The sequence below is a fragment of the Martinezella tropici genome (assembly GCF_008370325.1).
GTDB classification, from domain to species: domain Bacteria; phylum Pseudomonadota; class Alphaproteobacteria; order Rhizobiales; family Rhizobiaceae; genus Rhizobium; species Rhizobium tropici_B.
Genome location: NZ_VNIP01000007.1, coordinates 40,062 through 51,694, shown reverse-complemented (window position 1 = coordinate 51,694; position 11,633 = coordinate 40,062). Strand labels below are relative to the sequence as shown.

Annotated in this window: 12 protein-coding genes; 7 read left to right on the top strand and 5 right to left on the bottom strand. The window is 61.1% G+C overall.

Features of this window, described 5'->3' with window-relative positions; translation table 11 throughout:
- Positions 1 to 29: 29 nt before the first annotated feature.
- The 6 genes from rbfA to FP026_RS12860 all read left to right on the top strand — a co-directional run bounded on the left by rbfA (position 30) and on the right by FP026_RS12860 (position 6,545).
- Positions 30 to 437: a 30S ribosome-binding factor RbfA gene (gene rbfA, locus FP026_RS12885; protein WP_149635029.1), complete on the top strand. Its 408-nt coding sequence runs from the start codon at positions 30 to 32 to the stop codon at positions 435 to 437.
- A gap of 12 nt (positions 438 to 449) precedes the next feature.
- Complete coding sequence (truB, locus tag FP026_RS12880; protein ID WP_149635028.1) at positions 450 to 1,382, top strand: tRNA pseudouridine(55) synthase TruB; 933 nt, start codon at positions 450 to 452, stop codon at positions 1,380 to 1,382.
- Between the two features lie 93 nt (positions 1,383 to 1,475).
- On the top strand, positions 1,476 to 2,327 hold the full coding sequence (locus FP026_RS12875) for an alpha/beta fold hydrolase (protein WP_149635027.1): 852 nt from the start codon (positions 1,476 to 1,478) through the stop codon (positions 2,325 to 2,327).
- Positions 2,328 to 2,491: 164 nt separating this feature from the next.
- Complete coding sequence (rpsO, locus tag FP026_RS12870) at positions 2,492 to 2,761, top strand: 30S ribosomal protein S15 (protein WP_015338271.1); 270 nt, start codon at positions 2,492 to 2,494, stop codon at positions 2,759 to 2,761.
- Positions 2,762 to 3,086: 325 nt separating this feature from the next.
- Positions 3,087 to 5,225, top strand: a complete 2,139-nt coding sequence (gene pnp, locus FP026_RS12865) for a polyribonucleotide nucleotidyltransferase (RefSeq protein WP_149635026.1) — start codon at positions 3,087 to 3,089, stop codon at positions 5,223 to 5,225.
- A gap of 303 nt (positions 5,226 to 5,528) precedes the next feature.
- Positions 5,529 to 6,545 (top strand): class I SAM-dependent methyltransferase, encoded by a 1,017-nt coding sequence (locus FP026_RS12860; RefSeq protein WP_149635025.1) that lies wholly within the window; start codon positions 5,529 to 5,531, stop codon positions 6,543 to 6,545.
- A gap of 304 nt (positions 6,546 to 6,849) precedes the next feature.
- Here the strand turns inward: FP026_RS12860 and FP026_RS12855 are convergent, their stop codons facing one another.
- The 4 genes from FP026_RS12855 to fabA form a co-directional block, all read right to left on the bottom strand.
- A complete protein-coding gene (locus tag FP026_RS12855) occupies positions 6,850 to 7,425 on the bottom strand; it encodes a GNAT family N-acetyltransferase (RefSeq protein WP_149635024.1) in 576 nt (191 codons plus the stop codon).
- A gap of 78 nt (positions 7,426 to 7,503) precedes the next feature.
- Complete coding sequence (gene fabI / locus FP026_RS12850) at positions 7,504 to 8,310, bottom strand: enoyl-ACP reductase FabI (RefSeq protein ID WP_149635023.1); 807 nt, start codon at positions 8,308 to 8,310, stop codon at positions 7,504 to 7,506.
- 4 nt (positions 8,311 to 8,314) lie between these two features.
- The gene (gene fabB / locus FP026_RS12845) at positions 8,315 to 9,538 is read right to left on the bottom strand and encodes a beta-ketoacyl-ACP synthase I (RefSeq protein ID WP_149635022.1); all 1,224 of its coding nucleotides are present in this window, start codon (positions 9,536 to 9,538) and stop codon (positions 8,315 to 8,317) included.
- A 53-nt stretch (positions 9,539 to 9,591) separates the two neighbouring features.
- Positions 9,592 to 10,107, bottom strand: coding sequence for a 3-hydroxyacyl-[acyl-carrier-protein] dehydratase FabA (gene fabA / locus FP026_RS12840; RefSeq protein WP_149635021.1), 516 nt, complete (start codon positions 10,105 to 10,107; stop codon positions 9,592 to 9,594).
- A gap of 297 nt (positions 10,108 to 10,404) precedes the next feature.
- On the opposite strand from fabA, the gene irrA reads away from it, so the two are divergent.
- Positions 10,405 to 10,824 (top strand): iron response transcriptional regulator IrrA, encoded by a 420-nt coding sequence (irrA, locus tag FP026_RS12835; RefSeq protein ID WP_149635020.1) that lies wholly within the window; start codon positions 10,405 to 10,407, stop codon positions 10,822 to 10,824.
- 80 nt (positions 10,825 to 10,904) lie between these two features.
- Here the strand turns inward: irrA and FP026_RS12830 are convergent, their stop codons facing one another.
- The gene (locus tag FP026_RS12830; RefSeq protein ID WP_041677753.1) at positions 10,905 to 11,540 is read right to left on the bottom strand and encodes a trimeric intracellular cation channel family protein; all 636 of its coding nucleotides are present in this window, start codon (positions 11,538 to 11,540) and stop codon (positions 10,905 to 10,907) included.
- Between the last annotated feature and the right edge of the window lie 93 nt (positions 11,541 to 11,633).

The following is an 11,633-nucleotide window of genomic DNA, read 5'->3' as shown; positions in this document are numbered from 1 at the left end:
GTCCAAGGGACGCTGCTAACGGAACAACCATGACCAAACCAACTTCTTCCGCGCCTTCGCAGCGCATGCTTCGCGTCGGCGAGCAGGTGCGCTCAGCGATCACGCAGGTTCTGCAGCGCGGCGAAGTGCGCGACGACCTGATCGAGCGCACCGTGATCTCCATTTCCGAAGTGCGCATGTCGCCGGATCTGAAGATCGCCACCGCCTTCGTGACCCCGCTCGGCGTCACCAACCACGGCGCCGTCATCGAGGCGCTGAACCGCCATGCCAAGTACATCCGCGGCCGCCTCGGTCCGCAGCTTCGCCAGATGAAGTACATGCCGGAAGTTCGCTTCCGCGACGATACGAGCTTCGACAATTACAAGAAGATCGACGAACTGCTGCGCTCGCCCGAGGTCAGCCGCGATCTCGAAGACGATAACGATAAAGATCAATAACAGAGACAGAGAATGTCCAAACCACGCAAGCCCAAGGGCCGCCCGATTTCCGGCTGGCTCATCCTCGACAAGCCGGTTGATTTCGGCTCGACGGAAGCCGTTTCCAAGATCAAGTGGCTGTTCAAGGCGCAGAAGGCCGGCCATGCCGGCACGCTCGATCCACTCGCATCCGGCATGCTGCCGATCGCGCTCGGCGACGCCACCAAGACGGTCCCCTACGTCATGGACGGCCGCAAGATCTATGAATTCACCGTAACCTGGGGTGAGGAACGCGCTTCCGACGATCTCGAGGGCGAGGTGACCGCCAGCTCCGACAAGCGCCCGAGCGAAGAGGACATCCGTGCGCTGCTGCCGAACTATACCGGCGTCATCCAGCAAGTCCCACCGCAGTTCTCCGCCATCAAGATATCCGGCGAACGCGCCTACGATCTCGCCCGCGAGGGCGAAACAGTTGAGATCCCCTCGCGCGAAGTCGAGATTTTCCGCCTGACGCTGCTCGCCTGCCCGGACGCCAACACGGCGCATTTCGAAGTCGAGTGCGGCAAGGGCACCTATGTACGCGCACTTGCCCGCGATTTCGGCCGCGATCTCGGCTGCTACGGCCATATTTCCGGCCTGCGCCGCAGCTTCGTCGCGCCCTTTGCCGAAGAGGCGATGGTACCGCTTGCCGATCTGGTGGCGCTGGAAGAGATCGAGGATGCTGACGAGCGGCTTGCAGCCCTCGATGCGCTGCTGATCGATACGGCCGAGGCTCTTTCTTCGCTGCCGCATCTTGTCATCAGCGACGATCAGGCGCATCGCCTGAAGATGGGCAACCCGATCCTGGTACGCGGCCGCGACGCGCCGGTTGCCGAAACCGAGGCCTATGCCACGGCGCGTGGCAAGCTGATCGCAATCGGCGAGATCGGTCAGGGCGAATTCCGCCCAAAGCGCGTGTTCGGCTAGTTAAATTCAGCCAGAAATAGCGCTATTGCGGGGCAATGGCGATGCGATATGCTCCCCAACGGGCCATCCATGGCCCGTTCAAAGGGGGCAAACATGCGCAGAGTTGCATTCGGAATACTTGCATTCTTTTCCCTGTTTCTGACAGTTGCAAACGCCCAATCCGCCGAGCGGTGGGCCGGGCTACCGCCATTTCCGCCAATGCTGCAGCCGAAAACGAGCGGCATGGCCGATGTCAACGACATCAAGATGTATTATGCCGAATATGGTGCGGGCGACCCGATCCTCTTCATCCATGGCGGCCTCGGAAATGCCGATGTCTGGGGCGCTCAGGTTGCCGATTTCGCCAGGGATCATCTCGTCATCGTTGCCGACAGCCGCGGGCATGGCCGCTCGACGCGCAGCGAACAGCCTTTCGGCTACGACCTGATGACTTCGGATTACGCCGCGCTGCTCGACTACCTGAAGATCGGCAAGGTGACGCTGGTCGGATGGTCTGATGGCGGCATCATCGGCATCGACATGGCGATGAAACATCCCGAAAAGCTGACCCGCGTGATCGCCCAGGCGGCCAATGTCACGACCGACGGCGTGAAGCCCGACGTCATGAGCAACAAGACCTTCAATGACTACATCAATGCCGCCGGCGAGTATTACAAGAAGCTGTCGCCGACGCCTAACGAGTATGATGCCTTTGTCAACCAGATCTCGCAGATGTGGGCGACGCAGCCGGCATGGACCGCCGTCGACCTTGGAAAGATCACGGTGCCGGTGACGCTTGCCATCGGCGACCATGACGAGGCGGTCAAGCTCGATCACACGCAGGTGATGGCGAAGGAGATTCCGGGCGCTAAGCTCGTCATTCTGAAGGACGCCAGCCATTTCGCCATGCTACAGGACCCGGAAGGTTACGATGCCATGATCCGCGACGCCATGGCGGGGCGCTGAACGGTCGGGAAATCTGCTGGGAGGTGAACCCCTCTTTCCATTGACGCTCATTTGGTTTATAGGCAGCGCCAGCATCAGGCATGCCTGATTGCATTCGCGGCCAATGCTGGACGACATCCCGGCGTTTGGCGACTTCAATCTCCTCTCATAGAAAGGACCATCCGATGTCGATCACAGCTGAGCGCAAGGCTGCGCTGATCAAGGAATACGCTACCGTCGAAGGCGACACCGGTTCTCCGGAAGTCCAGGTTGCGATCCTGACCGAGCGCATCAACAACCTCACGGAACACTTCAAGGACCACAAGAAGGACAACCACTCCCGTCGTGGCCTTCTGACGATGGTTTCCAGCCGGCGCTCGCTTCTTGATTATCTCAAGAAGAAGGACGAAGGCCGTTATACCAAGCTGATCACCAGCCTCGGTATCCGCCGCTAACAGAATCTCCGGCGGGCGTTCTGCTGAACGTCCGCCGGTTGCTTATGAGGGGTATGAAACCCTCGAGACTGTTTCCCTCGCACCTTATGTCGGTGCGAAGCGAAGCCGACGGCAGGCCGGATGGGCCGGTGCTGCCAACAACAACCGTTGACCTGTCATGGGGCAGGATTGCCGGATGCTTTCAGCCGAAGCTTCATGCTTCGGCCGATCTTCGAAAGCCTCTCGTTGTCTTGCCCGTGATGCGTCACATTTCGTGCGGTTGAAGATGCGCCCTGCCGAACTCGTCGGCGACGGCGCCTTTTCCCGCATAGTGCAAGGACAAGATATGTTCGATATCCATACCGTCGAAATCGAGTGGGCAGGCCGCCCGCTGAAGCTCGAAACCGGCAAGATCGCCCGCCAGGCCGACGGCGCCGTCGTCGCCACCTATGGCGAGACCGTCGTGCTCGCGACCGTGGTTTCCGCCAAGGCGCCGAAGCCGGGCCAGGACTTCTTCCCGCTCACCGTCAACTACCAGGAAAAGACCTACGCAGCCGGCAAGATCCCCGGCGGCTACTTCAAGCGCGAGGGCCGTCCGAGCGAAAACGAAACCCTCGTTTCCCGCCTGATCGACCGCCCGATCCGCCCGCTTTTCCCGGAAGGCTACAAGAACGACACGCAGGTCGTCGTCACGGTCATCCAGCATGACCTCGAAAACAATCCCGACATCCTGTCGATGGTTGCCACCTCCGCAGCCCTGACGCTCTCGGGCGTTCCCTTCATGGGTCCGGTCGGCGGCGCTCGCGTCGGCTACATCAACGGCGAATATGTGCTGAACCCGCATCTCGACGAGATGGACGAATCGAGCCTCGACCTCGTCGTCGCCGGGACGCAGGACGCCGTTCTGATGGTCGAATCCGAAGCCAAGGAACTGCCTGAAGACGTCATGCTTGGCGCCGTCATGTTCGGTCATCGCGGCTTCCAGCCTGTGATCGACGCGATCATCAAGCTCGCCGAAGTCGCCGCCAAGGAACCGCGCGACTTCCAGCCGGAAGACTATTCCGAGCTCGAGAAGGAAATGCTCGGCCTTGCCGAGGCCGAACTGCGCGACGCCTACAAGATCACTCAGAAGGCCGATCGCTATGCTGCCGTCGACGCCGTCAAGGCCAAGGTGAAGGCACATTTCCTGCCCGAGGAAGGCGAAGCCAAGTACACGGCCGAAGAAGTCGGCGCCATCTTCAAGCACCTGCAGGCTAAGATCGTTCGCTGGAACATTCTCGACACGTCCAGCCGCATCGACGGCCGCGACCTGCAGACGGTTCGTCCGATCGTCTCGGAAGTCGGCCTCCTGCCGCGCACGCACGGTTCGGCGCTGTTTACCCGCGGTGAAACGCAGGCAATCGTCGTCGCCACGCTTGGCACCGGCGAAGACGAACAGTATGTCGACAGCCTGACGGGCATGTACAAGGAGCGTTTCCTGCTCCATTACAACTTCCCTCCCTACTCGGTTGGCGAAACCGGCCGCATGGGTTCCCCGGGTCGTCGCGAAATCGGTCACGGCAAGCTCGCATGGCGCGCTATCCGCCCGATGCTGCCGACGGCGGAACAGTTCCCCTACACGCTGCGTGTCGTTTCCGAGATCACCGAGTCCAACGGCTCGTCCTCGATGGCAACGGTTTGCGGCACCTCGCTCGCTCTGATGGACGCCGGCGTTCCGCTGGCCAAGCCCGTTGCCGGCATCGCCATGGGTCTGATCCTGGAAGGCGATCGCTTCGCCGTTCTTTCCGACATTCTGGGTGACGAAGATCACCTCGGCGACATGGACTTCAAGGTCGCCGGCACTGCCGACGGCATCACCTCGCTGCAGATGGACATCAAGATCGCCGGCATCACCGAAGAGATCATGAAGGTCGCTCTCGGCCAGGCACAGGGCGGTCGTGCCCACATCCTCGGCGAAATGTCCAAGGCAATCACCGAAAGCCGTGGCCAGCTCGGCGAATTCGCACCGCGCATCGAAGTGATGAACATCCCGGTCGACAAGATCCGTGAAGTCATCGGCTCGGGCGGCAAGGTCATCCGCGAAATCGTCGAAAAGACCGGTGCCAAGATCAACATCGAAGACGACGGCACCGTCAAGATCGCCTCTTCGTCCGGCAAGGAAATCGAAGCGGCCCGCAAGTGGATCCACTCGATCGTCGCAGAACCGGAAGTCGGCCAGATCTACGAAGGCACGGTCGTCAAGACCGCCGACTTCGGTGCCTTCGTCAACTTCTTCGGCGCCCGCGACGGCCTCGTCCACATCTCGCAGCTCGCTTCCGAGCGCGTTGCCAAGACGCAGGACGTCGTCAAGGAAGGCGACAAGGTCTGGGTCAAGCTGCTCGGCTTCGACGAGCGCGGCAAGGTTCGCCTGTCCATGAAGGTCGTCGACCAGGCGACCGGCCAGGAAATCCCTGCCGACAAGAAGAAGGACGACGCGGCCGAATAAGCTGCGCCTTCATCCACGTTCCGGGGCGCGGGATCTTTTCCGCGCCCTTTTTATATTGAAGAGGGTGGCCGGTTCGGTTTTGCCGAAATTAAGTGCCCGGCCCCTCACCCTAACCCTCTCCCCGCATTGCGGGGAGAGGGGACTAGACCGTGTTCGACGCCGCCTTAAAGCAACCAGGCGCTGACTTACTCCGTCGTCCCCTCTCCCCGTCCCGACGGGGAGAGGGTTAGGGTGAGGGGCAAGCACAGGGACAGACACCCACCCGCAAACCCAAATAACGAAACCCACGACGAGACCACGCCCATGAGCCGCGATGCCCTGAAGACCCTGTTCCATCCCTTTGCCTCCGGCACTGTCGACGCGCCCGGCGAAGGTCAGCGCATCTTGTTTCTCGGAGCCGAGGCGGGCTTTGCGCTGCCGGAAGGCTTTGCGGCGGAGCTTTCGGCCGTCCAGGGCTTCCGTCCCTTCTATCGCCAGCTACAGGCGCAGCGGATCAACGTGACGCCGGAGATCGAAGGCGAAGGCTATGACGGCGCGCTGGTGCTCTGCGGCAAGCACAAGGGCGAGAATGAGGATCATATCGCCGAGGCGCTGGCGCGCGTAAAGGAAGGCGGCCTCATCCTCGTTGCCGGCGGCAAGGAAGATGGCATCCAGCCGCTGCGCAAGCGCATCGAAGCCTTCGGGCTCCAGATCGAGCATATGCCGAAATATCACGGCGTTGCCTTCTGGTTTGCGCGTCCTGCCGACATCAAGCTATTGACGGCGCAGCTCGCAAAGCCGGCGACGCTCGTCGACGACAGCTTCACCACGGCGCCCGGCATGTTCTCGCATGACCGTGTCGATGCCGGCTCCGAACTGCTCGCTTCGCGCCTGCCGACCGACTTTGCCGGCGATGCCGCCGATTTCGGCGCCGGCTGGGGCTACCTCTCCGTCGAGCTCGCAACGAAATCGCCGAGGATCGAGCGCATCGACCTCTACGAGGCTCATTACGGCGCTCTGGAGGCCGCACGCGCCAATCTGCTGTCGCACTGCCCGAAAGTCGCCCAGCGCTTCTTCTGGCACGATCTGGCGAGCGAGCCGGTCAAGGACAAATACGACCTGATCATCATGAACCCGCCCTTCCATGAGGGCCATGCCGCCGAGCCTTCGCTTGGCCAGGCGATGATCAAGACGGCCGCCTCGGCGCTGCGTGGCGGCGGCCGGCTGATGCTGGTCGCCAATCGCGGCCTGCCCTACGAACCGGTACTGGCCGAGAATTTCAGGGAATTCGGCGAGACCTGCCGCAATGCCCGCTACAAGGTGCTCTGGGCAAAGAAATAAGCGAAGAAGGCGGCCAAAGGGCCGCCTTTCTTTTGCGAGACTCAGCTCACGCTGCTTGGCGCCGCAGAGTACCTCCGGGGCTCTTCCTTTACCATCTCTACCGTCATCCTCGGGCTTGACCCGAGGATCCACGCACAAGCGTTCCAATCGGACGCATCATCTCCGGTTGAATCACAAACGAGAATGCGGCGCGAATCGTTGTTACAATGCCCACGGACGCGGCAACGCACACGGGACTTGTATCTGGATCCTCGGGTCAAGCCCGAGGATGACGAAGTGCGGGTATGCTGCGGTGGCAAACAGATCACGCCTCACGCGACGCCCTTGCAGCCCATTCATGACTCAGCGCGGCATAGACATATTCGTCGCCCCAGACGCCATTGAAGCGGTCGTTTTCGATCAGATGTGCCTCGCGGCGCAGGCCAAGCCGTTCGACGACGCCGATGGAGCCGGCGTTCTTCGCATCCAGGCGTGCGAAAATCCGATGAAAGCCGAACCTGCCGAAGCCGAGGGTGATGATGGCTTCAGCCGCCTCCGTCGCGTATCCCCTCCCGGCATGGGCGGGGTTGGAGGTATAACCGATCTCGGCTTGAAGTGCCGCCTTGTTTGCGAATGTCAGGCTGACATCTCCCACCAAAGCACCGTCCTCCCGCCGAATGGCGGCACATAGCAGCGTATCTCCATCTTCGGAGAAAGGGGAATTCAGGCTGATATCGAAACGCTCCCTCAACACTTCAGGTGAGGGAGGATCGCGGTAAAGAAAACGATAGATCTCCGGCAGGGAGCGGTAGGCGCTATAGGCTTTAAAATCCTCGGGCACAAAGCGGCGAAGGATGAGGCGTTCGGTCGATGCGAGGGATTTTGCGTCGTTGGACATCATCGGGAATCCTTGGAAGGGATATCCGGAAATGTGGTCCTCCCGACCAAAAAGGCCGAGAGGACGATCAGATCAGTACGCTTACTCGGCGTCCGCGCTCGACAGCGTTTCCAGCGTCGGCATAGAGGTGATGTTGTAGCCGGCGTCGACAAAGTGGACTTCGCCGGTGACGCCTGCTGCCAGATCCGACAGGAGGTAGAGCGACGACGAGCCGACCTGGTCGATGGTAACAGACTTGCGCAGCGGCGCGTTGCGCTGGTTCCACGACAGGATGGCACGGGCATCGGAAATGCCGGCGCCGGCGAGCGTGCGGATCGGGCCGGCGGAAACGGCGTTGACGCGAATGCCGCGCGGGCCGTAGTCGGCGGCGAGATAGCGAACGGAAGCCTCGAGGGCGGCCTTGGCGACGCCCATGACGTTGTAGTTCGGGATCACGCGCGTCGAACCGTTATAGGTCAAAGTCAGCATGCTGCCGCCTTCGGTCATCAGATCGGCGGCGCGTTTGGCGATCTCGGTGAAGGAGAAGCAGGAAATCACCATGGTGCGGGTGAAATTCTCCCGCGTGGTGTTGGCATAGAGCCCCTTCAGCTCGTTCTTGTCGGAAAAGCCGATGGCGTGGACGATGAAATCCAGCCTGCCCCAGCGCTCCTTGATCGCGTCGAAGACGGCATCAACGGAGGCCAGATCCTCGACATCGCAAGGCAGCAGGAAATCCGAGCCGACTTCGGCTGCGAGCGGCTTGACGCGCTTGCCAAGCGCCTCGCCCTGAAAGGTGAAAGCCAGTTCCGCGCCTTCGGCTGCAAGCGCCTTCGAAATACCCCAGGCAATCGAGTGATTGTTTGCGACGCCCATGATGAGGCCGCGCTTACCCTGCATGATTCCCGTCATTGCCTTATCCGTTGTAGCGCTGGAACACGAGCGTGGCGTTGGTGCCGCCGAAGCCGAAGGAATTCGAAAGAGCGATGTCGAACTTGGCGTTGTCGATGCGCTTGCGCACGACCGGCACGCCTTCGAATTCCGGATCGAGTTCGGTGATATGGGCGCTTTCCCCGATGAAGCGCTCCTGCATCATCAGGATCGAATAGATCGATTCCTGAACGCCTGCCGCGCCGAGCGAGTGGCCCGTCAGCGACTTGGTCGACTGGATCGGCGGGATCTTGTCGCCGAAGACTTCGCGAATCGCGCCGATTTCCTTGCTGTCGCCGACCGGCGTCGAGGTGCCGTGGGTGTTGATGTAATCGATATCGCCCTTCACGGTGGCGAGCGCCTGGCGCATGCAGCGCACGGCACCCTCGCCCGACGGCGCTACCATATCGTAGCCGTCCGAGGTGGCGCCGTAGCCGACGATCTCGGCATAGATCTTGGCGCCGCGGGCCTTGGCATGTTCCAGCTCTTCCAGAACCAGCACGCCGGCGCCGCCGGCGATGACGAAGCCGTCACGCTTGGCGTCATAGGCGCGCGAGGCGGTTTCCGGGTGGTTGTCGTTGAAGTCCGAAGACATGGCGCCCATGGCGTCGAAGAGGTTCGACATGGTCCAGTCGAGATCCTCATGGCCGCCGGCGAACATGACGTCCTGCTTGCCCCACTGGATCATTTCGGCGGCATTGCCGATGCAATGTGCCGAGGTCGAGCAGGCGGATGAGATGGAGTAGTTGACGCCGTGGATCTTGAACCAAGTCGCAAGCGTTGCCGAGGCGGTCGACGACATCGACTTCGGCACGGCGAAGGGGCCGATGCGCTTCGGGCTGTTGTTCTTGCGGGTGATGTCGGCCGCTTCGATCAGCGTGCGGGTCGACGGGCCGCCGGAGCCCATGATGATGCCGGTGCGCTCGTTGGTGATATCACCTTCCTCAAGGCCGCTATCGGCGATCGCCTGCTTCATGGCGACATGATTCCACGCGCCGCCCTGCGACAGGAAGCGCATGGCGCGGCGATCCACCAGATCGGTCGTGTCGATCTTCGGCGAACCCCAGACCTGGCACTTGAAGCCGTGCTCGGCGAAATCGGGAGAGAAAGAAATGCCGGATTTGGCGTCGCGCAGCGAGGCGGTCACTTCTTGAGCACTGTTTCCAATCGAAGAGACAATACCCAGACCCGTAACAACTACCCGTCTCATGTCGATGACCTTTTCTAAAACGTCTGTCTTTGTGGAGGCGGCGGCGCCGCGGTTCAGGCAACCTTGTCCTTCGACAGGCCCACGCGCAGGTCCGTCGCCTGATAGATGACCTCCCCGTCAGCCTTCAGCCAGCCGTCGGCGGTGCCGAGCACCAGACGGCCGCGCATGACACGCTTGAAGTCGATGCCGTATTCGAGAAGCTTCGTATCCGGGCGGACCATGCCCTTGAACTTCACTTCGCCCGTCGAAAGCGCCATGCCGCGGCCGGGTTCGCCGAGCCAGCCGAGGAAGAAGCCGGTCAGCTGCCACATGCCGTCAAGGCCGAGGCAGCCGGGCATGATCGGATTGCCGGCAAAATGGCAGGGGAAATACCAATCATCGGGGCGCACGTCGTATTCGGCGCGGATGAAGCCCTTGTCGAAGGTGCCGCCGGTCTCGGAAATTTCAGTAATGCGATGGACCATCAGCATCGGCGGCAGGGGAAGCTGCGCGTTGCCCGGGCCGAACAGTTCGCCGCGGCCGCAAGCCAGGATTTCCTCGTAATTGAAGCTGGACTGTCTCGTCGTCATAAAAAATCCGTTTCCCCCGCATGAATGCCGATGGATGTGAAGCTTTAGTGCAAGATGGACAGAAAATGAAGCGAAAGCATCGCATTCTCATTCATCCGTTCGATCGACCGCACTAGCCGTTATGTGGTGGTCGCATACAGGAACGCCAGAGCCGCGACCAGAGCGAATTGCGCCAAAAGCCGGTTTTTTGCGGCTTTTGAGCACCTTCCCACCCCATTGAAACTATTGAAAGCAATCAAGGCAAAAGTTATATGGCTTAGTAAAGAATTATAGAGATTAGGAATCTGGAGTCCCTGAATGGCGGAAGAGGCCGAAATCGCGATCGAAACCAGGCTGCGCCATGTCGGCCTGAGGCCGACCCGACAGCGGATTGCGCTGGGAGACCTTCTCTTCGCCAAGGGCGACCGCCATCTGACGGTGGAGGAGCTTCACGAGGAAGCCGTTGCCGCCGGCGTTCCGGTTTCGCTCGCCACCGTCTACAACACGCTGCATCAATTTACCGAGGCTGGCCTGATCCGCGTGCTCGCCGTCGAAAGCACCAAGACCTATTTCGACACCAACGTCTCCGATCACCATCACTTTTTCGTGGAAGGCCACAATGAAGTGCTGGATATTCCGATCAGCAACCTGACGATCGACAACCTGCCCGAACCGCCGAAGGGCATGGAAATCGCCCATGTCGACGTGGTGATCCGCCTGCGGCGTAAGCGGCAATAGGCAATAGGCAATAGGCAATAGAATTGTTTCCCGGCCATCCGCTATTGCCTATTGCCTAACTCCTACTGCCTCCCCTCCCGTTACATCACATCATCCGGATGCCGACCTGGCTTGTGATGATAGGTCGGGAAGGTCCAGCCGAACCAGAGCGCGCCGCCGCGCACCGCGAAAGCCGCGATTACGCCCAGCCCCGCAGATGCATAAAGCGGCAACATCGTCGCGTTGGCGGCCGTGAAGACGCCGGCGCCGACGAGCGAGGCCGTCACATAGATCTCTGGGCGCAGCAGCACCGAGGGCTCATTCGCCAGCAGATCGCGCAGGATGCCGCCAAACGTCGCCGTCAGCGCGCCGGTGACGATGGCGACAGTGGGCGAACCCGTTGCCGCCATGCCCTTGGCAGCCCCCATCACGCAATAGGCCGACAGTCCCACCGCATCGAGCCAGATGAGCAGCCTGTAGCGCGATTCGAACAGATGCGCGGTGAAGAAGACCAGGACGCCGACCACGGCACAGATGATGATATAGGTCGGGTTCAGCACCCAGAAGACCGGCACCCGGCCAAGGACGATATCGCGCAGCGTACCGCCACCGATGCCGGTGACAGCGGCCAGGAACAGGAAGCCGATCAGATCGAGCTGCTTGCGCGAAGCCGCGAGCGCGCCGGTTGCGGCAAAAAGGGCGACGCCGGCATAATCAAGAAACGAGAGAAGCGACATCGAAAACTCCAACGAGGCGCCGGCGATTTTCCCGGAATGAATCACGACGGCAAGGGCCGCGCAAGCCGGCTGATGTAAAGATATCGCAGCGGC